We start from the raw sequence: 25653 nt of genomic DNA, 5'->3' as shown, positions 1-25653 counted from the left end.
GTTACACCGAAGGCGATGCCGGCTGAAAGAGACCGAAACAGGTCTTGTTTTACAGTGGATCGTGCGCTTAACATGTCGTGTATACGTTACAATGAAGCGCCACCTCCGACGGAGTGTGGCCTGTATGCGTAACATTGGTAAGGCGGAATGACTCGTGATCGAACTGAATGTCAACGGTCTGCGCCATCTTCTTGATGTGCCGGATGATGTGCCGCTGCTCTATGTGTTGCGGAACGACCTTGCATTGAACGGCCCGAAATATGGATGCGGGCTGGGCGAATGCGGGGCGTGTTCGGTGCTGGTCGACGGGCGTGCCGCGCGTGCCTGTTCCGTCTCCTGCGGCGCGGTCAGCGGGCGCAGGATCGTCACGCTGGAGGGGCTTGCGACCGAAGATGGGCTGGACCCCGTTCAGGAGGCCTTCATTGCGGAGCAGGGGGCCCAGTGCGGCTATTGCCTCAACGGGATGATCATCACCATTCGGGCGCTGCTGAACGAGAACCCGGCGCCTGATGAAGCGGCGATCCGCGAAGCCCTGCGTTACACGCTGTGCCGCTGCGGCACGCATGTGGAGATTCTGCGCGCCGCCCGGCTTGCATGCGGGCTGGACCCGGCGGCCATGCCCCGATGAGCAAGGACGTGCTGTCGCGGCATGAGGATGCCGGGGGCTATGTCGCGGTCACCCGCGCGCCTGCGCAGCCGCATGGCATGGGCGCCGTCAAGCGCGACCTGAGCAATGTGCCGGACGATGTGTTCGTCGTCGTGCGGGCGGACGAACATGTCGTCGGCTATTGCGGGCATGTCGATCTGGGGACGGGCATCGCGACCGCGCTGGCGCAGATCGTGGCCGAGGAAATGGATGTGCCGTTTTCCTGGGTCCGCATGGAACTCGGCCATACCGGCTCGACGCCCAACCAGGGGGCGACGATCGCGAGCGAGACCATCCAGGTCTCGGCCATTCCCCTGCGCAAGGCCGCCGCCCAGGCGCGGGAGGTACTGAAGACGCTTGCCGCCATCCGGTTCGGGCTGGCGCGTGACGAACTGCATGTTCTCGAGGGTGTGGTGTACCGGGGTGAGGGCACGCGCCTGGCCAGTGTCGCGGACCTGCTGGTCGGCGTGCGGCATGTCACGCGGTTCGACGAGGACGTGGCGCTCAAGCCCCGTTCGGCCTATCGCATCGTCGGTCATGAGGTCCCGCGGGTGGATATTCCCGACAAGGCGACTGGCCGGGTCGTCTATGTGCATGATGTGCGCGTGCCGGGGATGCTGCATGGGCGGGTGGTGCGGCCGCCCTACCATGGCGTGGAACATGGCCGTCAGGTCGGGCGCAGCCTGATCGATGTGGACCGGGCCTCGATCGCGCATCTGCCCGGTGTCGTCGAGATCGTGACGATCGGGGATTTCGTCGGTGTGGTGGCCGAGCGCGAGGAGCAGGCCATCGCGGCGGCACAGGCGCTGGTCGTGCGGTGGCGGCCGGTCGAGATGCCGGACCTGACCGATATCGCGACCGCCCTGCGCAACAACCCCTCGACACCGCGCCGGCTGCTGGACCGGGGAGATGTCGCGGCGGCGCTCGATACGGCCGCGCGGCGTCTCGATGTCTCCTATCTCTGGCCCTATCAGATGCACGGGTCGATCGGGCCGTCCTGCGCGGTGGCCGACTGGCGGGGCGGCAGCCCGGTCGTCTGGTCGGGCACGCAGAATCCGCATATGCTGCGCAGCGACCTGGCCACGCTGATGGCGCTGCCGGAAGGGCGGATCGAGATCGTGCGCCACGAGGCCTCGGGGTGCTACGGGCGCAATTGTGCGGACGATGTGTGCGGTGACGCGCTGCTGCTGTCGCGGGCCGTCGGCCGGCCGGTGCGGGTGCAGCTTTCGCGCGCGCAGGAACATGTCTGGGAACCGAAGGGGGCCGCCCAGCTGATGGAGATCAGCGGCGGCATCGACGCGGCGGGGCGGCCGGTCGCCTATTCCTTTCAGACGCGCTACCCCTCGAACGTTTCCCCTTTGCTGGCGCTGGTGCTGACGCGGACGATCGATGCCGATCGGCCGGGGGTTACCCAGATGGGCGACCGGACCTGCATCCCGCCTTATGCGTACGACAATGCACGGGTGGTCGTCCACGATACGCCGCCGATCGCCCGGGCGTCGTGGCTGCGGGGCGTCTCGGCGATGCCCAACAGTTTCGCGCATGACAGTTACATCGATGAACTGGCCGCCATCGCCGGGGCGGACCCGCTGGCCTACCGGCTGGCGCTGCTGCCCGACGCGCGGGCCCACGACCTGCTGCTGGCCCTGGCCGATCGGGCCGGGTGGGTGACGCGGCACGGGCCACGGCAACCGGTCGACCGGACGGCGCGCGTGCTGACGGGGCGCGGCATCGGCTACGCGGTCTATGTCCACGGTGCCTTTCCCGGCGTGGCCGCCGCCTGGGCGGCCTGGATCGCGGATGTGGCGGTCGATCGCCAGACGGGGCAGGTGCGCGTGCTGCGTGTCCATGTCGCGCAGGATGCCGGCATGATGGTCAATCCGGCGGGGGTGCGGCACCAGGTCCATGGCAATATCGTGCAGTCCCTCAGCCGGGTGCTGAAGGAGGAGGTGACGTTCGACGAGACCGGCGTGACCAGCCGGGACTGGGGCACCTATCCGATTCTCACCTTCCCCGAACTGCCCGAGATCGACGTGCTGTTCATGGATCGGCCGAACGATCCGCCGCTGGGCGTGGGCGAGTCCGCGTCCGTGCCCAGCGCGGCGGCGATCGCCAATGCCGTGTTCGACGCGACGGGCGTGCGGTTCCGGGACTTGCCGCTGACGCCTGCGCGGGTGAAGCCGGCGCTGGATCGTGCGCTTGGCGCCTATGTGGCGCCGGAGCCGGCGCCTGTTCCGCTTCCTCTCGCGCAACGGCGGATGCAGGGCCGGCCGGCCTTGCGTCGCGGCCTGCGAGACCTGCTGAATGTCGGCGTGCTGGCCGCCGCGATGTTCCAGGCGGCCTCGACCGCATGGCCGGTACGCCGCCCGATCGCGCCCGTTCCGCGTCCCGACGCGGCATCCTTCACACCGGACGAAATCGCGCGCGGACGGGTTCTGGCGGCGGCGGGAGATTGCGCCGTCTGCCACACGGCGCCGGGCGGGGTGACGAATGCGGGCGGCCGGGCGCTGGAAACGCCGTTCGGGCAGGTGATCACGACCAACCTGACGCCGGACGTGGAAACGGGGATCGGCGGATGGTCCTATGCGGCATTCGCGCGCGCGATGCGCGAGGGGATCGGCCGGGACGGGCGGCATCTCTATCCCGCCTTTCCCTATACGTCCTTCGCGCGCGTGTCGGACGACGATCTCCGGGCGCTTTACGCCTATCTGATGGTTCAGCCCGCCGTCACCCATGCCGTGCCGGAAACGAGGCTCGCCTTCCCCTATGCGCTGCGTCCGGCGATGGCGGGCTGGAACGTGCTGTTTCATGATCCGACGCCCTACCGGGCCGATCCGTCGCGCTCGGCCGAGTGGAATCGCGGCGCCTATCTGGTCGAGGGCCTTGGCCATTGTTCCGCGTGCCACACGCCCCGCAACGCCCTGGGGGCGGAAAAGCGCGGGTCCGCCTATCTCGCCGGCGGCGAGGCCGATGGCTGGATCGCGCCGCCCCTGGGCACGCGTTCCCGGGCGCCCGTGCCGTGGACCGTGGAGGCGATGGCGCGCTATCTCCGCCAGGGCCATGATGCGGCGCATGGTCCCGCGCTGGGCCCCATGGCACCGGTGATCGCGGAGATGCGCGCGCTGCCCGACGCCGATGTGCGGGCCATCGCCGTCTATCTGACCGAAGACGCGTCCCGCGCGGCGCCCCCCGCTCCCGATGCCGCCGCCGTCAGCGCGTCGGCCCTGGCGCGCCGCGCCGACGCCGCCCTGCGCGAGCCGGCGGGCGCGCGGATCTTCGCGGGAAGCTGCGCGGCCTGCCATGAGGGCGCGGCGCGGCATATGGACGGCAACCGGCCGGATCTGGCCCTGAACAGCAACTTGCAGGACGCGCGGCCCGACAATGTGATCCACGCGATCCTGCATGGCGCCGGTCATGCGGGTGAGGACGGGCGTGGCGAGATGCCGGGTTTCCGGACCGTGCTGGATGACGGACAGATCGCGTCGCTGCTGCGCTATCTGCGGGCGGTCAATGCGCCGGGGCGCCCGGCGTGGGACGGCCTGACGGCGCGGATCGTGGCGCTGCGCGCGCACCATGGGGGGCCGTGACGATGGGCGGCTGGTTTCCAACCTGGCGGCGGGCGGGCGCATCCTGCTGGCGGTCGAGCCGCCGGAGATCCTGGTGCGCAGGACGCCGACGATGGAGGACCGCACGCGCGTGCTGGCCGCCTCGGCGAAGCTGCAGGTGGCGAAGACGATGCATGTTTCCTCTGCCGCCGGTACCGACGTCACCTTCGCGCTGGGCGATTACCCGATGCTGGAGGAATATGGCTTCGTCGACGCGCCGGGGCGCTGGGACCATTGGCCGAGCGGCTTCCTGGCCACCTGGTCGAACGAGGGTTCGGCCGAGGGGATGATCGTGCTGGCGCCGGGCGACATCCTGCTGCCGCAGAAATCCTACGTGACCGCGCCGATCACGCTGCGCCTGGCGGGCGGCTATGTCCGCGCGATCGAAGGCGGCTACGAGGCCGGGCATCTGCGCGACTATATGGAAAGCTTCGGCGACCCCGAGGCCTATGCCGTCTCGCACATCGGTTGGGGCCTGCAATGGCGCGCGCACTGGTCGGTCATGGGGTTCTACGATCGCGAGGCGACCATCGGCATGGACCCGCGCGCCTGCGCCGGCAATTTCCTGTGGTCCACGGGGCCGAACAACGAGGCCGGCGGCACGCGCGACACGGCGTGTCATATCGACATTCCGATGTGCGGCTGCACGGTGCGGCTGGACGGCGAGGCGGTGGTGGTCGACGGCAATCTGGTGGAGGGATAAGGTGATAAACACGGACCTGCAACGTGACGAGGCGCGCTACAAGGCGCAGGGGTTCGGCAACGAAATGGGCATGGTCGGAAAGATCGGCCTGCTGATCGTCGATTTCGTCAACGGGTTTGCCGACCCGCAGGCATTCGGCGGCGGCAATATTCCCCAGGCCATCGCGCGGACGACGACATTGCTGGCGGAAGCACGCCGGCTGGGCTGGAAGATCGCCCATACCCGCATCGTGTTTGCCGATGACGGGGCGGACGCGAACATCTTCTCGCTGAAGGTTCCGACCATGCTGGGCCTGACCGAACACAACCCGGCCTCGGCCATCGTGGCGGATCTGGCGCCGGAGCCGGGCGAGTATGTCGTGCGCAAGACCGTGCCCTCGGCGTTCTCCGGCACGCCGCTGGCGGCGTGGTTCGTCACCCATGGCGTGCAGACCGTCGTGGTGGCAGGATGCGTGACCTCGGGCTGCGTGCGCGCCAGCGTGCTGGATGCGATGCAGGCCGGCTTCCGCCCGGTCGTGGTGTCGGATTGCCTGGGCGACCGTGCCATCGGCCCGCACGAGGCCAATCTGTTCGACATGGCGCAGAAATGCGGCGACGTCCTGGACCTGGACACGCTGCTGTCGCGCCTGCCCAATTGCTGATGTCCGGAGTATCCATCATGACCAAGACCCTTTATCGCATCGGCCAGATCGTCCCGAGTTCCAACGTGACGATGGAAACCGAAATTCCGGCGATGCTGGCCGCGCGCCAGCTTGTCCGTCCGGAACGATTCCTGTTCCATTCCAGCCGCATGCGCATGAAGACCGTCAGCAAGGACGAACTGGCGGCGATGGACGCGGAATCCGACCGCTGCGCCCTGGAACTGAGCGACGCGCGGGTGGATGTGATGGGCTATGCCTGCCTGGTCGCGATCATGGCGATGGGGCTGGGATATCACCGGCAGTCCGAGGCCCGGCTGCATAAGCGGACGGTGGAAAACGGCGCGCCGACGCCGATCGTGACCAGCGCGGGGGCCCTGGTGGAGGGGCTGAAGGTGCTCGGCGCGCGAAAGATCGTGGTGGTGGCGCCCTATATGAAGCCGCTGACGAAACTGGTCGTCGATTACATCGCCTCCGAAGGCTACGAGGTGATCGATCATGTGGCGCTGGAAATTCCGAACAATCTCGATGTCGCGGCGCATGATCCCGAGCGTCTGCCCGGCATCGTGCGGGGGCTGAACTACCGGGACGCGGATGTGATCGTGCTGTCGGCCTGCGTGCAGATGCCCTCGCTGCCGGTGGTGGCGAAGGTCGAGGCCCTGACCGGCAAGCCGGTCGTGACCGCTGCGATTGCCACCACCTATGCCATGCTCCGCGCCCTGGAGCTGGAAACCGTGGCGCCCGGTGCCGGTGCATTGCTGTCCGGCGCCTATTGAGGAGAAACATCATGACCGAGAGCCGTTTCCTGTACGGTGCGAACGTCCACGCCAATGGAATCCGCCAGCATTATCTGCGCTATGGCGGCCAGGGACAGACGATGGTGCTGATTCCCGGAATCACCAGTCCCGCGATCACATGGGGATTCGTGGCCGAGGAACTGGCGCGCACGTTTGATGTCTATGTCCCGGATGTTCGCGGACGCGGGCTGTCTGCGACGGGGCCTGATCTGGACTATGATCTCGACAGCTACGCGGCGGACGTGCGCGGCTTCATCGACGCCTTGCACCTGGCGGACGTGGTCCTGACCGGTCATTCGATGGGCGCGCGGATTGCGATTCGTGCCGCCCGGGTCAATGCCGACGGACTGTCGCGTCTCGTTCTGGTCGACCCGCCGGTCAGCGGGCCGGGGCGCCGGGCCTATCCGGCGAAGCTCGATTGGTACACGGAATCGATCCGCCTGGCGCGGCAGGGCATGACGGCGGAAGACATGCTGCGATTCTGCCCAAGCTGGACCGAGGAGCAGCGTGCCCTGCGCGCCGAGTGGCTGCATACCTGCGACGAACTGGCGACGCGGATCACGTTCGAGAAATTCCATACCGAGGATATTCATCAGGACATTCCGCATCTGCGGACGCCCGCGACGCTGGTCGTCGCGACGCGCGGCGGCGTGATCCTGCCCGAGGACGAGGCGGAGATTCTCGCACTCAATCCGTCCATCGCCGTGAAGCATGTGCCCGAGGCCGGTCACATGATCCCGTGGGACAATCTCGAAGGGTTCGTTGCCGCGGTCGGCGTGTGATCGGAGCCTCCTCCGGAGGTCAGTATTTATAGCGTAGACGCTATAATTCTTGCTGTTCCGTTTTTATGACGATATGGTTTTTCGTAGCTCGCCCGTGCCCAGCGCCCGGGCGCTGGGCGAAGGTGTCGGGCAATTGGGATCGAAGGCAGCAGAGAGGCCGGGCGACGAACCGGCGGCCCGCCATGGATGCGGGTCTGCGGCGGATGATCGGTCACCCGACCTGTCCGCCCTGACCCGCGATGACAAGATCGATCTGGTCAGTGGACGCGGCCTGTGGCGTACGGCCAGCCTGCCCCGGCATCATATCCGTTCGGTCCTGATGACGGACGGGACGAATGGCGTGCGCTTCGTTCCAGCCCAGATCGACGATGTCGGAGAGCAGGCCGATCTGGGCGCCTTTCTGGACACGGTCGACACCGCACGCGGCGAAACCGCGCTTCTGCTGGGCCGCAGCTTGCCGATGACCTGCTTCCCCAGTGGGGCCACCATGGGATGCAGCTGGGACACGGCACTGATGTACGAGGTCGGGCGCGCCCTGGCCGCGGAATGTCGTCTGCTCGGTGTCCAGGTTCTGCTGGGTCCCGGCATCAATCTGCGCCGCTGTCCACTCGCCGGGCGCGGTTTCGAATATTGCAGTGAAGACCCGGTCCTGACCGCGGACATGGCTGCTGGCCTGATCAACGGATTGCAGGATCATGGTGTCGGGGCATCGTTGAAGCATCTTGCCTGCAATAATTCCGAAGTCGAACGGACCAGCATGGATTCGGTGGTGGAACGGCGGGCTCTGCACGAACTCTATCTCTACGGTTTCGAAAGAGCGATTGCCCGCAGCGATCCGTGGACCGTCATGACGTCCTATAACCGGCTGAACGGTGTGCAGACTTCGGCCGATCCATGGCTGCTGACCGACATTGTGCGCAAGCGCTGGGGATATCGCGGCACCGTCATTTCCGACTGGCACGGCATACAGGACCGCCCGGCCTCCCTCCTGGCCGGCAATGATCTCGACATGCCGCAGAGCGACGCCAGGAAAAGACGTCTGCGCACCGCCCTCGCCGAGGGACGCGTACCTGACGCAGCGCTGGATGGTGCATGCCGCAATGTCCTGCGGCTGATCGAGCGGTGCGACCGTGCTGCGGCGATGCCCCCCCTGGCCGCCGATTTCGACGCCCATCACGCGCTGGCCAGGAAGATCGCCGCGCGATCCTGCGTGTTGCTGGTCAACCGGGACGATCTCCTGCCTCTGACGGCGACGTGCGGGCATTGGCTGGTCATCGGCTCGGGGGCTATGGAGCCCCGTATCCAGGGGGTCGGCAGCGCGGGCGTCAATCCCCGGCAATGCGACATCCCGTTGGACATGCTGCGCCAGACTGCCGGGGCCGGGGTGCAACTGTCCTATCATGCCGGATGGGCCGACGACGGGTCCATCGATCCCCAGCGCAGGCAGGAGGCCCTGGAGATGGCGGCCCGGGCCGATACGGTGCTGGTCTTTGCCGGAACGCCGCCCGACGTCAGCGGGGAGAATGCCGACCGCCCTGATCTGGCGCTTATTCCCGCGCATGACGACTTCATTGCCGCTCTGGCGGGCATCCATCCGCGTGTCGTGGTCGTTCTGACACATCCGGACGCCGTCATTCTGCCCTGGGTCGGGTCGGTCGGCGCCGTGATCTCCGCGGGATATGCCGGCCAGGGCTTCGGCGGCGCGATCGCCGATATCCTGCTGGGTGTCGAAAATCCGTCCGGCAAGCTGCCCGTGACTTGGCCCGCACGCCTGGAAGACAGTCCGGCCTTTCTGGGCTATCCCGGCGAACACGGCACGCATCTCTATCGCGAAGGCATTTTCGTCGGCTATCGCTATTTCGATGCGCGCCGCATCACGCCGCTTTTTCCATTCGGATTTGGCCTGTCCTATACGCGCTTTTCCTACCATGGGCTGCGCCTCGACCGATCTGTTCTTGGCAGGAACCAGACTTTATCGATCAGCTTCACAATACGGAATGACGGTCCTGTCTACGGGCGTGAAATCTGCCAGCTTTATCTGGGCCGCCCCGAGGCCCCGCGCCGTGCCATCCCGGCTCATCCCAGGCGCGCGCTGAAGAGCTTTGCCTGCGTCGCGCTGGCGCCGGGGGAAAGCCGCGTTGTCGATTTCGTGTTGACGCGACGCGACTTCGCCTATTTCGACGTCGTCCTGGATGAATGGTTCGTGCCCGAGGCCGTGCTGAGCATCGAAATCGGAGCCTCGTCACGCGATATCCTGTTGCAAACGGAGCTGACGGTTGCGGGTGACAGTGCCCTGCCGCGGCGGCTCGACCTGCATACGCCCCCTGGAATCGTCATGGAAACGCCCCATGCGGCCGCAGAACTGACCGAATGGCTGGCGGCGGAAACCGGGGCCGCGCCAGCCGAGGCCCTGGCGATACTCGATCGCTGCCGGACATCCTTTCTCGGGCTGCATGACACGCTGAGCTGGTCTTTGGGCCGCGAGTTGGATGAAGGCGCCCTGATCCAGGTCCTGGAACGCATCAACCGGGAAAACGGTATCCCATAGGCTGCTCTAGTTTATTGTTTTCACGAGCATCTTAATCTGTTTGACTGCATGCGTTCAAACAGGAACCACCCAAGCGCAATGTTTGCGATGCGCCCGATCGGTGCCGGCATCCGGACATACGCCCCGCCATCCGGGATCCGGCCGGTCTGACGCCAAAATGGCGCGTGCCTTATTTTGAGAACAGATTAATAACGTTTGCGTTCCGATGGTCGCGCATATAGAATGTATACGTTATTCTTTTGCGATGCCCCTCGTCAGAATCGCGAGCATCTGCAGATGGGAGACCAGGGTGATGATACAGAAAAAGTTAAGTGCCTCCCGCCGTAACTGCTATATTGCGGCAACCATGACGGCGCTTGTTGCGCTGGCAACATCGGCCCATGCAGCGTCCGGCACTGTCGCGCACAAGAAGAAATCAGGTGTACATCATAAATCGTCGCTGGCGCAGTCTCCGGTCGCGGCGACCGCCCCGGCCCGTGCAGCGGGGCCGGTCGCAGCCCAGGCCGCGACCGCGGCCGCCCCGGGATCTGCCGCGCCGATGATCGAAGGCATCATGGTTTCCGGCCGTCACAGCAGCCGCGGTGCCCACACGGTGCTCAGTTCCTCCGCCTTCGACAAGGCTGTTCCGGGAACGAGCGTTCTGAAAATCCTGCAGCAGATCCCGGGTGTCGCCTTTGTCTCGGATGACCCGCAAGGGCTGGACACCGGCGGCATGCAGATCTTCATGCACGGTTTCTCGCAGAACCAGCTCGGCTTCACGCTTGACGGTATTCCCCTCGGCGAGCCAGTCTACCGCAACTATAACGGGCTTAATACCGTGGAAGCCATTTCCTCGGAAAATGTCGACCATATGAACGTCACCCAAGGGGCGGGCGACCTCAGCATGCCCAGCACCAACAGCTTGGGCGGCGGTCTCGAGATCTATTCCAGCAACCCCAAGGACAAGCTGGGGGGGCTGGTCTCGCAAACCTTCGGCAGCAATGCGACCTACCACACGTTCGTCAGGATCGATTCGGGAAAGTTGACGCCGTCAGGAACCAAGTTCTTCGTTTCATATATGCGTAATGACACCGACAAGTGGAAAGGGTACGGCGATCAGTTCATGCAGCAGGTGAATGCGAAGCTGGTTCAACCCATCGGCAATTCGTCCAGTATCAGTGTCTTTTATGACTATTCGGATCTTTCTCAGTATAACTACCAGGATATTTCGCTAAATTTCCTGAATACGCTTGGGCAGAGGGTCGACAACTACTATCCTAATTACAAGGCTGCGTATCTGGCAGCGCAAGGCATCTTCACGCACGGCGAGAACTTGACGAACGACCCGCTGGACGTGTCCTTCTACTCGGCGGTGACGCAGACCGTCGATCAACTGGGCGCCATCAACGCCAAATTCCAGCTGACCGACAATCTGCACTGGGACTCCGTGGTCTACGGGCATGGTGAAAAAGCCGCGACCCTGTTCACGACCCCGTATCTGTCGTCGCCGAACGGTGCCCCGCTATCCGATATCATCAAGCGTCCGACCATCCAGCGGTTCGGCTTTACCTCGGCGCTGACCTACGAGATTGCCAAGAACACGATTCATTCCGGGATCTGGTTCGAAAACAACAAGTATGTCAGCAACATGTATGCGTATCAGGACCCGCTTCTGTCGTGCAACTGCACGCCCGACCCGATGCGTAACCAGAGCAATCCGTTCGAGGAACCCTGGGGCCAGACCTACAATACCGATACGTTCCAGTTCTTTCTGGAAGATACGTGGCGCCCGATCCATAATCTGACCCTGCATGCCGGGTTCAAGTCCCTGCTTTCGACGACGCACGTCTCCGCCACGGCCAATGATCCGTCCTATACCGGTACCGACCAGATCGCCGGCGGCGTCGGCCTGACATCCGCGGCGGCGTTTCTGCCGCATATCAGCGCGGATTATGTGTTCCTGCATAATCACGAGGTCTATTTCGACATCGCGAACAACATGCGCGCCTATCCGCAGAGCGGATTCCACCTTGCGGCCTCTCCCTTCGCCGTGTCGCAGGCGGCGTTCGATGCGTCCGCCCCGCACCTGCATCCGGAAACCGACTGGGCCTACAATATCGGCTATCGCTATACGTCGCCGCACGTCATCGGGTCGATCAACCTGTACCATGCCGATTTCGCGAACCGCTTGCAGGGTATCTACAGCGGCAGCCTGGTCGACCCGCAATTGACCGTGCTGAATGTAGGCAGCGTGACGATGAACGGGCTGGATGCCGACCTGACCATCATCCCGGTCAAGAATCTGCGGATCTTCAACTCGGTCAGCTTCAACAAGGGGACGTATCAGAGCAATCTGACCACCGACGGCGTCACCTACGATCTGAAGGGCAAGAAGGTCATTGATTATCCCTCCTTCATGTATAAGAGCAGCGTCGATTATACATTCCGGAAGTTGGACGCGCATTTTGACGTGATGTATATGGGACGGCGTCCGTTCAGCTACACGAACGATGTCTATGTTCCGGGTTACTGGCTGGCCTCCGTCGGGGCGAACTACAATTTCGGCAAGGTCGGATTTGCCCAGAACCTGACATTGAGCTTCAATGTCACCAATCTGTTCAACCAGGTCTATGTTTCGGAAATGGGCGGTGAAGCGGGCAATGCATTCCAGGGCGACTATGAATCCCTACTCATGGGGGCGCCGCGTCAGTATTTCGGCACGCTGAAGGCGGCGTTCTGAGTACCGATCACATGGCTGAAGCCAACGCCCGCCTGAGCTTCCGGGAACGGCTCTGCTTCGGGGCAGGGGATTTCGTCGGCAACATGCTGTTCGGGATCTCCGGCTCCTACCTCATCTATTTCTACACGACGATAGAACGCATCCCCGCCGCCAGTGTCGCCCTGCTGATGCTGGTGGCCCGTATCTTCGACAGTCTGGCCGATCCCGCCGTCGGACTGATGATCGATCGGCAGACCCTGTTCGGTGGTCGATTGCGGCCCTACATCAAATGGTTCGCCTTTCCGTTCGTCCTGTCGACCTTCCTGTGTTTCGTCCCCCTTCCCGTCGGCGGGGGCGTCCGCCTTGCCTGGGCGTATGGCACCTATCTTCTCTGCGGGATCACGTTCTCGCTGGTTATCAATCCCTATGGCGTGCTCCCGAACGTCATGACCGACCGGCCGGCCGACCGTCTGTCTCTGGCGACCTTCCGGATGTTCGGCGCGATGCTGGGCATCTCGCTGGTCGGTGCCACCGCCCTGCCAGCCGTGCATCTGCTCGGTCATGGCGATGACGAGCGTGGTTTCGTCCGCTTCATGGCGCTTGTCTGTGCCATCGGCGGTGTCCTGCTGATGGCCCCGTATTTCGGGTGCCGTGAGCGCCTGCCCCTGCAGCGCGAGCACCACCGGCTGAGGACGGCCCTGGTCGGGCTGCTGCGCAATCGCGCATGGGTCATCGCCACCATCGTGCTGAGCACCTTCTACTTGAACCTGACGGCCTTTTACGGTCTGGCGCTGTATTACGCGCAGGCCGTCCTCGGCATGCCGGCCGAATTCGGCGGGGTGCTGATCGCCGGCATGGGGTTTGGCAAGATGGTGGGAACACTCTGCTCGCCCGCATTGACGCGCCGCGTGGGGCCCCGGGCCGCGATCGCCCTGCCTTATTTGGCCTCCATCGCGGGGCTGGTCGCCTTCCTTGGGATCGGCCGCCATCCGGCGGCGTTGCTGGCCTGTTTCGCGACCGTCTGCTTCTTCGAAGGCCTGACCTTGCCGGTGATGTATATGCTCGTCGCCGACTCGATCGATTTCGGGGCGCGTGAACTGGGGCTGAAAGCGGCCGGATTGGCGTATTCGATCAATAATTTCGTCGGCAAGGTCGCCTGGGCGATCGGCGGGGCCCTGTCCGCCGGCATACTGGCCTGGGGCGGATATGATCCGGCGGCAGCGCAACAGACCCTGCTTGCCCGCCATTTCATCATATTCGGTTTTCTGGGGGTGCCGCTGATCGTCGCCCTGGCGTCCGCCGCCATCGTGACCCTCTACCCCTCCAGTCGTTCATAGCTGCTGCAAGAGAGACGTCATGCCTCTGATTGACCCGACAATTTCCGGCGCCACGGCGTGGAACAGCTGGTCAGACCGCCCGGCGGAAATGGTGTTCCTGCCGCTCGGGGTCACTGTCACACCCGTCCTGTACGCCACCAGCACCCGCAGGGCGACGACGATTGCCGCCGGGCCGGATCTGACATTTGGAACCCACGATATCGATGGCACGCATATCGGCTTTTCCACCCATCATGCCGGCACCACCATCGATTTCGCCTATCGCAAGGTCGGTCCATGGCGCTATCGCGCCACATGGCATGGCGCGCATCTGGCGGAATGGGGCCTGCGCTACTGGGTGACCGTCTGCCTGTCCGGCCCGGGCATGCAGGCCCGCTATTGCCCGCAGGACCATGCGGCGGTCGTCAAGGTCGGGTCCCGGTGGGTGGCGCTGGTCGCGGCCCCCGCGCCCGTGCAGACCACCGTGCATGACAGCATCGCCGCGGTTGTCGAAGATTTCGAGCAGAACGGGTATTTCTATCGCGGCAGCCGCGGCGATACGGGACCGGTCGTCGCCCTGCGCTTCAATCTGGAAATGATGCGTCACGGCGGCTTCGGCGTGGCCGTCGCGGACAGCGAGCAGCTTGCCATCGCCGGGGCCCGCGCGGCATTGGCACAGCCGGCGGACGACGACACGCCGCCCTTGCAGCAGGGCCTCTTTGCGGGCGCGCTGGACGCCATCCGCGACGTCATGGGCTGGAACACGCTGTACGACCGTATCAACCACCGTCCCTATACGGCCGTCAGCCGGATCTGGAACCTGGGCGATTTCGCGGTCTGGTACAATGACCAGACCTATGCGGCCCTGATGACCGGCCTGTTCGATCCCGATTGCGGACGCGCCAACATGGCCGTCGCCATGGCCAGCGCGACGCCGCAGGGCAATTTCGCCTGTATCGTCACCTCCAACGATGCATGGGTCGACCGTACTCAGGCCCCCAACGGGGCCTTCATGGCGTGGATGATGTATCTGCGCACGCGCGATCGCTCCCTGCTGGAACGCGTCTACGCGCCGCTGGCCCGCAATAACCGGTGGTGGCGCGCCCATCGTGACCCGGACGGGCGTGGCCTGGTCTCCTGCGGTACCTCGGATGTCGGCGAGGCCCTCTACAAGGGCACGCATTTCGGCGCGCGCAACGAAACGGGAATGGATAATTCCCCGACCCATGACGAAGCGATCTTCGATCCGGCCACCGGCACCCTGTCCCTGCTCGATGTCGGGTTGAATTGCTGCCTGGCCCTGGATGCCGAAATGCTGGCCCTGATGGCGCGCGAACTGGGACACCAGGCCGAGGCCGAGGAGTTTTCCACGCTGGCCGAAACCGGGCGGGCGCTGATCCGCACTGAATTGTGGGACGAGGCCCGGGGCCTGTTCGCCAATCGCCAGCGCACGGGTGGCTTCGTTCGCAGCGTCGGGCCCACAAGCTTCTATCCGCTGATCTGCGGGGCCGCGGATGACGCGCAGGCGGCCGCGCTGCTTGTACACCTGGACGACCCGGACACGTTCGGCGGCCCGTACGTCATCCCCAATGTCAGCCGGGACGATCCGGCCTTTGCCGACAACGTCTATTGGCGGGGCCGCATCTGGCCCAACGTCAATTTCTTTATCTGGCACGGGCTGCGCCGCTACGGCATGCGCGATGTGGCGCGCGCCTTTGCCGAAAAGAGCATGGCCCTGTTCAACCAGTCCTGGGTCGCACGCCGCCAGTGCGGCGAGAATTACAACGCCCGGACTGGAGAGATCACCGACCAGCCGGATACCGACCCGTTCCTGAGTTGGGGCGCCATGCTGCCTCTGATCGGCGTGTCGGAAGTCATGGACGTCAACCCCTGGGCGGGGTGGGAATTCGCCTGCGGCGGCCCCGACCGCACCCTTGGCCCGGTGCAAAGCCCCCTCGGCCTGATCCGGCTGGTGGTCAGCAACGGGCGGACAATCCTGACACAGGGCGAATACCCCCGTCTGCGCACGACAATGCAGGGCGTCATGAGCCATGTCGTGTTTTCGCAAACCGGCTTCGCCTGCGATATCGCGCCGGCGGGACCGTCGGAGACGACGGTCTGTCTGCCCGGCGTTACGGTGGCGCAGACCCTGGTGGTCCGCTTTGACGGATACGCCGTCGATACGCTGGCCGACACCGAAGATGGCCTGATGGTGACCTTGCCCGCGGCAAAGGCCGGACGATTGCAAATTGCTTTTTCTGCCTGAGGATCTTCACGATGACACGGCAAATGCATCTTTTCGCCTATCTCAAGACAGGTCCCACGGCCCTGCATGCCGGCGGCTGGCGCCACCCTGACGCGGTGCTGGATGATTTCCTCGAGCCCGGACGTTATCAGGCGATCGCCCGCACGCTGGAACAGGCCTGTTTCGACGGATGCTTCTTTGCGGATTTGCAGGGTCTCTACGACATTCATGGCGGCGGGTTCGACACCTATGTCCGGCGCGGCGGCCAGATCAGCTTCCTCGATCCCATGGTGGTGCTGCCGGTCATGGCGGCCGTGACCAGCCGCCTCGGACTGGGCGCGACGCTGTCCACCAGCTTCCTCCATCCGTACCATCTCGCGCGCGCGCTTCTGTCAATGGATGTGCTGAGCAAGGGGCGCATGGCGTGGAATATCGTCACGTCGGCGACCGATCTCGAAGCCCGCAATTACGGCATGGATGAAATCGCCGACAAGGCCGCCCGCTACGAACGGGCAGACGAGGTCGTCGAAGCCTGCATGAAACTCTGGAAAAGCTGGGACAAGGATGCGTTCACTCTCGACAAGGAGTCAGGCCTGTTCGCCGACCCGGCGAAAGTGCATTACGCGAATTATGAGGGCCGCTACGTCAGAACCCGCGGTCCGCTCTCCATCCCGCAGAGCGCGCAGGGTCATCCGGTCCTGATGCAGGCGGGTTCGTCCCCCCGGGGCATCCAGTTTGCCGCGCGCTGGGCGGAAATCGTCTTCGCCCCCGACGCCGCGGATGACAAGATGCAGGAGAACTACCGGACGCTGAAACAGGGCATCGTCGCCGCAGACCGCAGTCCCGATGATTGCGCCCTGTGTGTACAGACGACATGCATCGTCGCCGAAACCGACAGCATGGCGCAGGAACGTGCCGACTATGTGAATGCGCTGGCCACCGAAGAGTTGAACATGGCCACCGTCTCGGCCAATTCGGGGGTGGATGTCTCCAGGCTCGCGGGCAGTGAGTCGGTTGCCGATCTGGCGAAGAACCAGGGCATCCACGAAGCGCTCTCGATGCTCGAAACCGTCCAGCGTGAACGCGGTGCGGCGTTGCGGCAGACTCTCGAACGCCGCCTGCCGAACATGATCGTCGGTTCCTACAAGACCGTCGCCGACCGGCTGGAGGCCATGTTCACGTCCGGCTGCTGCGACGGTTTCGTGCTGACCCCGGTCATGTTTCCCGGCAGCCACGAGAGTTTCTGCCGCATGGTCGTGCCGGAACTCCAGCGTCGTGGCCTGTTCCGCACGCACTACACGGGTACGACATTGCGCGAGCATCTGGGCACGACCCCCGGTCGCTGAACGATCCGGTCTGACATGCGGGGGGCCTTGCCTGCTACGAGTGCCAGCCCAGGCCTTTCGGCACCATGGAAAAACCGCAGGCGCGCAGCATGGCGTCCAGGCGCGTCGTCCGCACGGGGCGGTCGTCGACCATTTCGAGCGTGAACATCAGGTGTTTCTCGCGCCTCAGTGCGGCGGCGAGGGCGGCCAGGCCGGCGGCGAGCGTGTCGGCGTGGGCGGAATCGTCGGCGTCGAGATAGGTCAGCAGGGTGCGGCCGCCCTGGGTCAGATAGAAGGCGAGCCGATCGCCGGCGATGACGACGAAAGCGCCGGGACGGCGCGTCGGGCGGGTTGCGGTTGGATGCGGTGGCCAGGGCAGGATCGTGCCGAACGGGTTGGCCGGGTCGGCCGCCGACAGCGCGATTGCGACGGGGGCGGCGGACCGGCCCTCCGCGCGGTCGCGCAGACGGTCGATGGTCGCGCGTTCCGCGAACTGCGCGGCACCCAGCCCTTCGACGAAACGGCCGCGCAGGATCTGGCCGGCATCTTCCATGCTGCGGAAAATCGGCTGAAGGGTCGGAAAGCCGCCCGGCAGGTCTTCCGCGACGGCCGCGCCGCGCGTGACGATGCCGTAGCGGTCCAGCAGCCCTTCGGCCAGCACCAGCGCGCGGGCGGTGTCGCTGGTCGCCTCGCGGGGCAGCAGCGACCAGCGGCCCACGAGGGTCGGGTCGCTCGACGGGCGTGCGAATGCGGCGCCGTGCAGCCCCCGGGGGCGCCGCGCGCGCTGGACCGGGCGGGGGCGGTGGGTGGTGCGCGTGCTCGAACGGGCGCGCAGAGGCGCCCAACTGTCGGTGGTGATCGCGCCGGCCCAGGCGAGGTCCCATAGCGCGGTATCGAGGTCGGACGCCGTCAGCATGGGGCCGCCATCCCAATTTGCGTCCGGGGCCGCGGCCAGACGGGCGGGTGCCAATGTTGCGAGCTGGCGGGCGAAATAGGCGCCCCCGTCGGCGAGAATGGCGAGGATCGCGTGCTGGACCGGCGACAGGCCGGCCAGGCGATCGGCATCCGGCGGCGGCGGCAGGGTTTCGGCGGCGAAATCGCGGGGATGCAGCGACACCAGCCCGTCCTCGCCGGCCGCCGTGTCATGGCCGCACCAGAGGACGGCGCCATGGCCGATCAGTTCGTCCAGCATGGCCGGCGTATAGTCGGGCACGCGGGCGCGCAGGATCTGGTTCTCCCACAGTGCGGCCGGCAACGGCACGCCGGCCAGTTGCTCGACGACCCGGGCGACGCCGTCGATGCCGGCGAGTGTGCCCAGCCCGCCGGAGGCGGCGATCAGGACATGGCGCTCCAGCAGCAGGCGCACATATGCGTCCTGACCGGCGGGGCGGGTCGCCTGGCGCGCGGCGTGCAGCGCGCGCAGCCGCAGGCGCCGGAAGATGTCGTCGGCCACCCATTCGTGGACCGCCAGGGGGTTGGGCATCGGCGGCGCGGAGTCGTTTTCCGCTTCCAGCCGACGCTCGACGCCGAAATCCCCCTTCAGCAGCCTGCCCTGGTCGCGCAGCCGCTCCAGCGCCGCGTCGGCGACCGCGACGCCGAGGCCGAAACGCAGCGCGACCGCGCGCGTCGTGAAGGGGCCATGGGTGCGGGCATGGCGCGCGAGCAGGTCGCGCAGCGGATCGACCGTCGGGTGCAGGAAGATGCCGGGCAGGCCGGGCGGCAGCGCCACCCCCAGCGCGTCGCGCAGCCGGGCGGCGTCCTCGATCGCGGCCCAGCATGGCCGGCCCGCCATCGTGATCCCGATGACGCGGCGGTCGGCCGCGAGGGCGGCGAGGCAGGTTTCGGCGTCGCCGTCCGCAAGCCGTTGCGCGATCTCCGCCGTCGAGAGCGGGCCGAGTTCGCGCAGCAGGTCGGCCACGCCCTCCATGCCCTTCGCCCGATAGGCGGGCGCCAGGCGCTGCACATCCTGCTCGACCTGCGCCGTGACCGTGGGGTCGAGCAGGGCTCCCAGATCGACCTCGCCGAGAAGATCGGCCAGCAATCCGCTATCCAGCGACAGGACCGAGGCCCGGCGTTCGGCCAGCGGCGCATCGGCCGCATACATGAATTCGGCGACATAGCCGAACAGCAGGTCCGCCGCGAAGGGCGAGGGGATCTCGGTGGTCACCTCCACCATCCGCACCGCGCCGTCGGCCAGCCGCCGCGCCAGAGCATCGAGGGCGGCGAGGTCGTACACGTCGCGCAGGCATTCGCGTGCGGTTTCGACCAGGATCGGAAAGTCCGGATGCGCGCGCACGATTTCCAGCAACTGGCCGGCGCGCAGCCGCTGCTGCCACAGCGGCGAGCGGCGGCCGGGCGCGCGGCGCGGCAGCAGCAGCGCGCGGGCGGCGCATTCGCGAAAGCGGGCGGCGAACAGCGCGGAACCGCCCACGGCCTCGGTCACGATGGTGCGGAGCCTGTCGGGGTCGAACAGGAACAATTCCGCGCCCGGCACCTGCCCGGCGGTGTCGGGCAGGCGGGCGACGATGCCGTCATCGCTGGCCACCACCGACGGGTCGATCCCGAACCGGCGCCGCACCCGCGCCGCGACCGCCAGCGCCCACGGGTCATGCACGCGGCGGCCATAGGGCGAATGCAGGATCACCCGCCAGTCGCCGGATTCGTCGCGGCAGCGTTCGACCACCAGCGTCCGGTCGGTCGGCAGCACGCCGGTCGCCGCCTGCTGGGCTTCGACCAGCGCCAGCAGGTTGGTGACGGCGTTCGTGTCGAGCCCGGCCGCGTGCAGCCGTGTCTCCGGCCCGTCGCGCGTGCCGGTATCGAGTACGGCCAGAAAGGCACCGATCGCCTCGCCCAGTTCGGCGGGGCGGCGCATGCCGTCGCCGTGCCAGAACGGCAGCCGGGCCGATCGCCCCGGCGCCGGCGTCACGACGACCTGGTCGTTGGTGATCTGCTCGATCCGCCAGGAGGTGGTGCCCAGGGTGATGATGTCGTTGACCCGGGATTCGTAGACCATCTCCTCGTCCAGTTCGCCGACGCGGCGCGATCCCGCCTGTTCCTCGCCTTCGGGCAGGATGACGGTGAACATCCCCCGGTCGGGAATGGTGCCGCCGCTGGTGACGGCAAGCTGCAAGGCGCCCGGGCGCGGGGTCAGCCGTCCGGTTTCGCGGTTCCAGACCAGCCGCGGGCGAAAATTGGCGAAATCGTCGGCGGGATAGCGCCCGGCCAGCATGTCCAGCGTGGCATCGAACGCGCCGCGCGACAGGGTCGCGAACGGCGCCGCGCGCCGCACCGTCGCGTACCAGTCCTCGACCGCCAGGGGCGAGACCGCGACCGCCGCCACGGTCTGCTGCGCCAGCACGTCCAGCGGGTTGCGCGGCGGGTCGATCGCCTCGATACGGCCGGCGCGCATGGCTTCGACCGTCACGGCGGCATCGACCAGGTCGCGCCGGGTGCGCGGATAGACCAGCCCGGCCGAGGCACCGCCGACCTGGTGGCCGGCGCGGCCCACCCGTTGCAGGCCGCTGGCCACCGACGGCGGGGCGGCGACCTGGATCACCAGGTCGACCAGCCCCATGTCGATGCCCAGCTCCAGGCTCGATGTCGCGACGACGCAGCGCAGGTCGCCGGCTTTCAGGGCGCTTTCGATCTCGCGCCGCTGGTCCTTCGAGACCGAGCCATGGTGCGACCGCGCGATCAGCGGCGGCCCACCCGTCGCGCGTTTTTCGGTGCTGCCGGCGACCGAGGCATAATGGACGGGCGGCCCGGCCTCCGTTTCCTCCTGCGTGAAGCGGTCGGCATAGAGTTCGTTGAGTCGTGCCGTCAGCTTCTCGGCCAGCCCGCGTGAATTGGTGAAGACGATCGTCGCCCGCTGGCCCAGGATCCGGTCGAGGATGCTGGCCTCGACATGCGGCCAGATCGAGCCCGCCCGCATACTCCGCTCCCCGACGCCGGCCTGGCCGCCGGAAGCCGCGAGGTTGCTCATATCCTCGACCGGCACCACGATCGTCAGGTCCAGCCGGCGGCTGGCGGGCGGGTTGACGATCGTGACCGGCCGCGCGCCCCCCAGGAAGTGCGCCACCCGGTCGGCCGGCCGCACGGTTGCCGACAGCCCGATCCGCTGTGCGGGCGCGGGCAGCAGATCGTCCAGGCGCTCCAGGCTCAGCGCCAGATGGGCGCCGCGCTTGGTGGCGGCGACGGCATGCACCTCATCGACGATCACCGCCTGCACGCCCCGCAAGGTCTCGCGGGCCTTCGACGTCAGCATCAGATAGAGCGATTCTGGCGTGGTGATCAGGATGTCGGGCGGCCGGCGCAGCAGCCCGGCCCGTTCGGCGGCCGGCGTGTCGCCGGTGCGCATGCCCACGGCGATGGTGACGGCGGGGTCACCGCGCCGCGCCCGCTCCGCCCCGACGCCATGCAGCGGAAGACGCAGATTGCGCTGCACGTCGGCGCCCAGCGCCTTGATGGGCGAGATGTAGAGAATGCGGGTCGCCGGCCCGGCTTCGGACGGCGCGGAAGCGGCATCCGCCTCGCCCTCACGAAACAGCCGGTCGATCGCGTGCAGGAAGGCGGCCAGCGTCTTGCCCGAGCCCGTCGGCGCGATCACCAGCGCGTTCTCTCCGGCGCGGATGGCTGCCCAGGCCGCCGTTTGCACCGGGGTCGGGGACGCGAACGCGGCGGCGAACCATGCGCGGGTGGCAGGGGTAAACCCGGCCAGCGGGTCGGTGGTCGGCGGGGCGGGCGGCGGCGTCATTCCACGGGTCGGCTCCCTCTGCGTTCCAACGATAGCCCGTTGTCCTCAATGCCTCCAAGGGGACTAGGTGTCAGGTTGTGAGACGTCATTGGGATATATCGTACGGAATCACGCATCGGCCGGTCGCGGTCTCCGGGCAGTTATGGCTGCCGAAAGGCCGGGCTCCGGCGGGCGGATGGCCATTGCTGGTCTGGACCCATGGCACCGTCGGCGTGGCGGATCATTGCGCCACCTCCTGGGCCGGCACGGGCAAGCTGTTTCCAGCCTATATCGCGCGCTGGCTACAGGCGGGCTATGCCGTGGTCTCCAGCGATTACGAGGGGCTGGGCACGCCCGGCCTGCATCCCTATCTGGTCGGCGCGACGGAGGCCCGCAACGCGCTGGACAGCGCACGCGCCGTGATCGGTCAAACCTATCATATCGCGAATCGCGTGCTGATCGACGGGCAGTCGCAGGGTGGGGGGGCCGCGTTCGCCACTGCCGGCGTGGCGCCGTCCTATGCGCCGGAACTCGCTGTTCTCGGCACCATCGCCACGGGCGTGCCCTATATCACGCCGAAGACGATGGCGGCGCCCCCGGCCGATCCCAACGCGGTGGATCCGGCGATCGCCTACATGTTCTATGTCACGCTGGTGGCACGGTCCCTCGATCCTTCGCTCGATACGGCGAGCCTGTTCACCGCCAGGGCGCTGCCGGTCTTCGAAAAGGCGGTTTCAAGCTGCATCGACGATCTGGCACGGGGCGTTAAGGCCGCCGGTCTCAGCGATGCCAATGCCCTGCGTCCCGGCGCCATGTCGCGGGTGCTGAAGGTGGTGATGCCGTATTACGGATATAGTACGCTTGCGCTGAAGCAGCCTCTGTTCGTCGGGACGGGAGATGCCGATCGCGATGTCAGTCCGCTGGCGCAGACGATGCTGGTCCATGATGCCTGCGCGGCCGGCACGGTGGTCGAGCGCCATGTGTATCCGGGAAAATCCCATCTGGACGCCTGGATGGCCTCGGAAGACGACGCTTTCGCGTTCGGCCAGGCCGTGATGCATGGCGGGAAGATCCATTCCACCTGTCCTTAGCGTCGATGGGGCAGGCGTCAGCCCGTCATGACCGCCCCCAGCCGCCGCAATCCCTCCTCGATCCGGCTGGCGTCGATGGAGGCAAAGCCCAGCCGGAACATCGACCGCCCCGTGCCCGGCGTGACGAAGAACGGGTCGCCCGGTTCGATCAGCACGCCCTGGGCGCGGGCCATGGCCGCCAGTTGGACGCTGTCGCCCAGATGCTGCGGATCGCGAACCCAGAACGACGTGGCGCCGGGGTCGCGGCGCCAGCGGCAAAGCGGCAGGTATCGCGGCAGCATCTCTTCCATCATGCGGGCGCGGTCGTGCAGGATCCGCCCCATGCGCCGCAGATGCGTCCGGTAGTGACCCAAGGCGATGAACTGCGCCAGGGCCCGCTGGTTGTTGCGCGGCGGGTGGCGCAGGATCAGCCGCCGCAGGGCGCGCAACTCGTCGATCAGGGGGCGGGAGGCGACGACATAGCCGATCCGCAAGCCGGGCGCGATGACCTTGGAAAAACTGCTGATATGAATCACCCGGCCGTCGATATCCAGGCTCTTCAGCGCCGGCAGGGCCAGTTCCTCCTCGAAGAGAGCGGTATCGTAATCGTCTTCCACCAAAATCAAATCATGTCGGGCGGCCAGATCCATCAGTGCCTGGCGCCGGGACAGGGGCATGATGGCCGTCGTCGGGCATTGATGCCCCGGCGTGGTGATGATGACGTCGCAGGACGCCGCATCCGGGCCGATCTTCAGCCCCTCCTCGTCGATATCGAGAATGACGCTCCGGCACGGTTCGATGGCCAGCATATGCCGGACATCAGGATAGGACGGATTTTCCAGCCCGACACGCCGTCCGGCCCCGGCCAGCAAGCGGATGACCAGGGACAGGGCCTGCTGCGCACCCAGGGTGATCATGACTTCGTCGGGCACCGCGCGGATCCCGCGTCGCGGCAGGACATGCAGGCACAACTGCTCGATCAGCTTGGGGTCGTCCTCGTCGATCGTGTCCGCCGCCCACAGGCTTACGCCGGCGGCGCCCGAGGTCATGCGGACGCATTCGCGCCATTCCTGTAGGGGAAACAGGGCCGGATCGCTCTGGCCGAACAAGAAAGGGTACGGATAGTCGGCCCAGTTCGCCGGTTTGGAAATATGCCGGAACAGGCTGGGCCTGACCGCGAACCGGCTGTGCCAGGAATTATGGCCTGCCGGCTTTTCCCCGGGCGGGGCATCCCTGCTCGTCATCGGGTCCGCCACATGTCCCAGATCAGCCACATAGAGCCCGCTCCGGTCGCGAGCGACGAGATAGCCTTCTTCCACCAGACGTTCCAGGGCCAGCACGGTGGTGTTGCGGGAAATACCCAGCGACGCGGCAAGAGCCCGGCTGGAGGGGAGGCGCATGCCGACGCGCAGCAGACCTTCCTCGATGGCGCGGACGAGGCCCTCGCGCAGGCGCGTCTGCAACGTTCCCCCATCGCCCTCCGTAACGTTGGCCAGGATATGCGTCCACATCGCGGTCATGGTCGGGACGGCGGGACGGGTGTCAATTGCCTGACGGGCGCCCCCGCCAGCCACGCCCGGATGTCTTCGACGGTTTCCGTGAAATAGGTGCGGTAATTGTCGCGGGTGACGTAGCCGAGATGCGGCGTCGCCAGCACGTTGGGCAGGCGGCGATAGGGATGGTCCGTCGGCAGTGGCTCGCGCGCGAACACGTCGAGCCCGGCACCGGCCAGGCGTCCCTGCTCCAGCGCCGCGATCAGCGCGGCCTCATCGACGATGGCGGCGCGCGACGTATTGATCAGGAACGCGTCGGGCTTCATCCGCGCGAGTTCGGCGGCGCCCACCAGATGCCGCGTGCCCGGGGCCAGCACGAGATGAATCGAGACGATGTCGCTCTCGGCGAACAATGCTTCCCGCGACCGGGCGAGGGCGACGCCGGCCGCTGCGGCACGCTCGGGCGTCAGGTTGGGGCTCCAGCCGCTGACCCGCATGCCGAAGGCTCGCGCCACCTGCGCAACGGCACTGCCGATCCTGCCGACGCCTAGCAGGCCGAGCCGATGCTCCGCCAGATCGCGGCCGAGGCCCCCCTGCCACGGGCCGCCCTCGCGCAGGGCGCGGTTCTCCGGAACGATCTGCCGCGCAAGGCCGAGAATGAGGGCCCAGGTCAGTTCCACGGGCGGCGTCAGGCTGCTGGCGGTGCCGCACACCGTCACGCCATGCGCCCGCGCGGCGCCGAGATCGATCGCGGCATTGCGCATGCCGCTGGTGACCAGCAGGCGCAGGCGCGGCAGCGCCGCGAACAGAGTGGCGGGGAAGGGCGTCCGCTCGCGCATCGCCACCACGATGTCGGCCGACCGCAATGCGGCGGCAAGCGCGGCTTCGTCGTCGATATGCGCGTTCAAGGTCCGGATCGCGACCTGATCGCGCAGGGCGGACCAGTCGGCGCACGCCAGCGCCACGTCCTGATAGTCATCGAGAATGACACATTGCTTCACGATGCCGCTCCCGGTCCGCCGCCACATGCGGCCAGATTACCGCCAGAGACCGCAG

The 25653-nt window shown here is 66.6% G+C and carries 15 protein-coding genes; 12 read left to right on the top strand and 3 right to left on the bottom strand.

The annotated features are described in order from the left end of the window. Nucleotides 1-154: 154 nt before the first annotated feature. From HLH48_RS17610 to HLH48_RS17560, 11 genes are all read left to right on the top strand, one after another. Nucleotides 155-628, top strand: a complete 474-nt coding sequence (locus HLH48_RS17610) for a (2Fe-2S)-binding protein (RefSeq protein ID WP_182998789.1) — start codon at nucleotides 155-157, stop codon at nucleotides 626-628. After that, nucleotides 625-4233 carry a molybdopterin cofactor-binding domain-containing protein gene (locus HLH48_RS17605; RefSeq protein WP_246387462.1) on the top strand — a complete coding sequence of 1203 codons (3609 nt, stop codon included), beginning with the start codon at nucleotides 625-627 and terminating at the stop codon, nucleotides 4231-4233. The genes HLH48_RS17610 and HLH48_RS17605 overlap by 4 nt, the downstream gene beginning before the upstream one ends. After that, complete coding sequence (locus tag HLH48_RS17600; protein ID WP_246387460.1) at nucleotides 4220-4954, top strand: 2,5-dihydroxypyridine 5,6-dioxygenase; 735 nt, start codon at nucleotides 4220-4222, stop codon at nucleotides 4952-4954. The genes HLH48_RS17605 and HLH48_RS17600 overlap by 14 nt, the downstream gene beginning before the upstream one ends. A gap of 64 nt (nucleotides 4955-5018) precedes the next feature. After that, nucleotides 5019-5594 (top strand): isochorismatase family protein, encoded by a 576-nt coding sequence (locus tag HLH48_RS17595; protein WP_220795188.1) that lies wholly within the window; start codon nucleotides 5019-5021, stop codon nucleotides 5592-5594. Nucleotides 5595-5611: 17 nt separating this feature from the next. Then, nucleotides 5612-6367 carry a maleate cis-trans isomerase family protein gene (locus HLH48_RS17590; RefSeq protein ID WP_272502292.1) on the top strand — a complete coding sequence of 252 codons (756 nt, stop codon included), beginning with the start codon at nucleotides 5612-5614 and terminating at the stop codon, nucleotides 6365-6367. Between the two features lie 11 nt (nucleotides 6368-6378). Then, nucleotides 6379-7170, top strand: coding sequence for an alpha/beta fold hydrolase (locus tag HLH48_RS17585; RefSeq protein WP_182998788.1), 792 nt, complete (start codon nucleotides 6379-6381; stop codon nucleotides 7168-7170). Nucleotides 7171-7243: 73 nt separating this feature from the next. Continuing rightward, the gene (locus tag HLH48_RS17580) at nucleotides 7244-9718 is read left to right on the top strand and encodes a beta-glucosidase (RefSeq protein WP_182998787.1); all 2475 of its coding nucleotides are present in this window, start codon (nucleotides 7244-7246) and stop codon (nucleotides 9716-9718) included. Nucleotides 9719-9923: 205 nt separating this feature from the next. After that, entirely contained in the window at nucleotides 9924-12437 is a 2514-nt protein-coding gene (locus tag HLH48_RS17575) for a TonB-dependent receptor (protein WP_182998786.1), read from the top strand. A gap of 11 nt (nucleotides 12438-12448) precedes the next feature. Continuing rightward, a complete protein-coding gene (locus tag HLH48_RS17570; RefSeq protein ID WP_182998785.1) occupies nucleotides 12449-13753 on the top strand; it encodes an MFS transporter in 1305 nt (434 codons plus the stop codon). Nucleotides 13754-13772: 19 nt separating this feature from the next. Beyond that, nucleotides 13773-15998: an MGH1-like glycoside hydrolase domain-containing protein gene (locus HLH48_RS17565; protein WP_182998784.1), complete on the top strand. Its 2226-nt coding sequence runs from the start codon at nucleotides 13773-13775 to the stop codon at nucleotides 15996-15998. An 11-nt stretch (nucleotides 15999-16009) separates the two neighbouring features. After that, nucleotides 16010-17323 (top strand): NtaA/DmoA family FMN-dependent monooxygenase, encoded by a 1314-nt coding sequence (locus HLH48_RS17560; RefSeq protein ID WP_182998783.1) that lies wholly within the window; start codon nucleotides 16010-16012, stop codon nucleotides 17321-17323. 34 nt (nucleotides 17324-17357) lie between these two features. On the opposite strand, the gene HLH48_RS17555 is transcribed toward HLH48_RS17560, so the two are convergent. Then, nucleotides 17358-22055 carry an ATP-dependent helicase gene (locus HLH48_RS17555; protein WP_182998782.1) on the bottom strand — a complete coding sequence of 1566 codons (4698 nt, stop codon included), beginning with the start codon at nucleotides 22053-22055 and terminating at the stop codon, nucleotides 17358-17360. Nucleotides 22056-22237: 182 nt separating this feature from the next. Between HLH48_RS17555 and HLH48_RS17550 the strand changes: the two genes are divergently transcribed. Then, complete coding sequence (locus HLH48_RS17550; protein ID WP_246387458.1) at nucleotides 22238-23125, top strand: lipase family protein; 888 nt, start codon at nucleotides 22238-22240, stop codon at nucleotides 23123-23125. 17 nt (nucleotides 23126-23142) lie between these two features. On the opposite strand, the gene pdxR is transcribed toward HLH48_RS17550, so the two are convergent. Both pdxR and HLH48_RS17540 read right to left on the bottom strand, forming a co-directional pair. Next, nucleotides 23143-24624 (bottom strand): MocR-like pyridoxine biosynthesis transcription factor PdxR, encoded by a 1482-nt coding sequence (gene pdxR, locus HLH48_RS17545; RefSeq protein ID WP_182998780.1) that lies wholly within the window; start codon nucleotides 24622-24624, stop codon nucleotides 23143-23145. Next, nucleotides 24621-25598, bottom strand: a complete 978-nt coding sequence (locus tag HLH48_RS17540; RefSeq protein ID WP_306309922.1) for a D-2-hydroxyacid dehydrogenase family protein — start codon at nucleotides 25596-25598, stop codon at nucleotides 24621-24623. The genes pdxR and HLH48_RS17540 overlap by 4 nt, the downstream gene beginning before the upstream one ends. Between the last annotated feature and the right edge of the window lie 55 nt (nucleotides 25599-25653).

It is taken from the genome of Gluconacetobacter sacchari (assembly GCF_014174255.1).
In the GTDB taxonomy this organism is placed as follows: Bacteria; Pseudomonadota; Alphaproteobacteria; order Acetobacterales; family Acetobacteraceae; genus Gluconacetobacter; species Gluconacetobacter sacchari.
Note: the sequence above shows the minus strand (reverse complement) of the source record. Positions and strands in the feature narration are given on the sequence as shown.

Bases quoted from the DNA above. Each gene is read 5' to 3' on its own strand.
- HLH48_RS17580 (WP_182998787.1), top strand. From the start codon at position 7,244: ATGGTTTTTCGTAGCTCGCCCGTGCCCAGCGCCCGGGCGCTGGGCGAA.
- HLH48_RS17600 (WP_246387460.1), top strand. From the start codon at position 4,220: ATGGGGGGCCGTGACGATGGGCGGCTGGTTTCCAACCTGGCGGCGGGC.
- HLH48_RS17585 (WP_182998788.1), top strand. From the start codon at position 6,379: ATGACCGAGAGCCGTTTCCTGTACGGTGCGAACGTCCACGCCAATGGA.
- HLH48_RS17590 (WP_272502292.1), top strand. From the start codon at position 5,612: ATGACCAAGACCCTTTATCGCATCGGCCAGATCGTCCCGAGTTCCAAC.
- HLH48_RS17570 (WP_182998785.1), top strand. From the start codon at position 12,449: ATGGCTGAAGCCAACGCCCGCCTGAGCTTCCGGGAACGGCTCTGCTTC.
- HLH48_RS17575 (WP_182998786.1), top strand. From the start codon at position 9,924: ATGGTCGCGCATATAGAATGTATACGTTATTCTTTTGCGATGCCCCTC.
- HLH48_RS17565 (WP_182998784.1), top strand. From the start codon at position 13,773: ATGCCTCTGATTGACCCGACAATTTCCGGCGCCACGGCGTGGAACAGC.
- HLH48_RS17605 (WP_246387462.1), top strand. From the start codon at position 625: ATGAGCAAGGACGTGCTGTCGCGGCATGAGGATGCCGGGGGCTATGTC.
- pdxR (WP_182998780.1), bottom strand. From the start codon at position 24,624: ATGACCGCGATGTGGACGCATATCCTGGCCAACGTTACGGAGGGCGAT.
- HLH48_RS17555 (WP_182998782.1), bottom strand. From the start codon at position 22,055: ATGACGCCGCCGCCCGCCCCGCCGACCACCGACCCGCTGGCCGGGTTT.
- HLH48_RS17595 (WP_220795188.1), top strand. From the start codon at position 5,019: ATGGGCATGGTCGGAAAGATCGGCCTGCTGATCGTCGATTTCGTCAAC.
- HLH48_RS17560 (WP_182998783.1), top strand. From the start codon at position 16,010: ATGACACGGCAAATGCATCTTTTCGCCTATCTCAAGACAGGTCCCACG.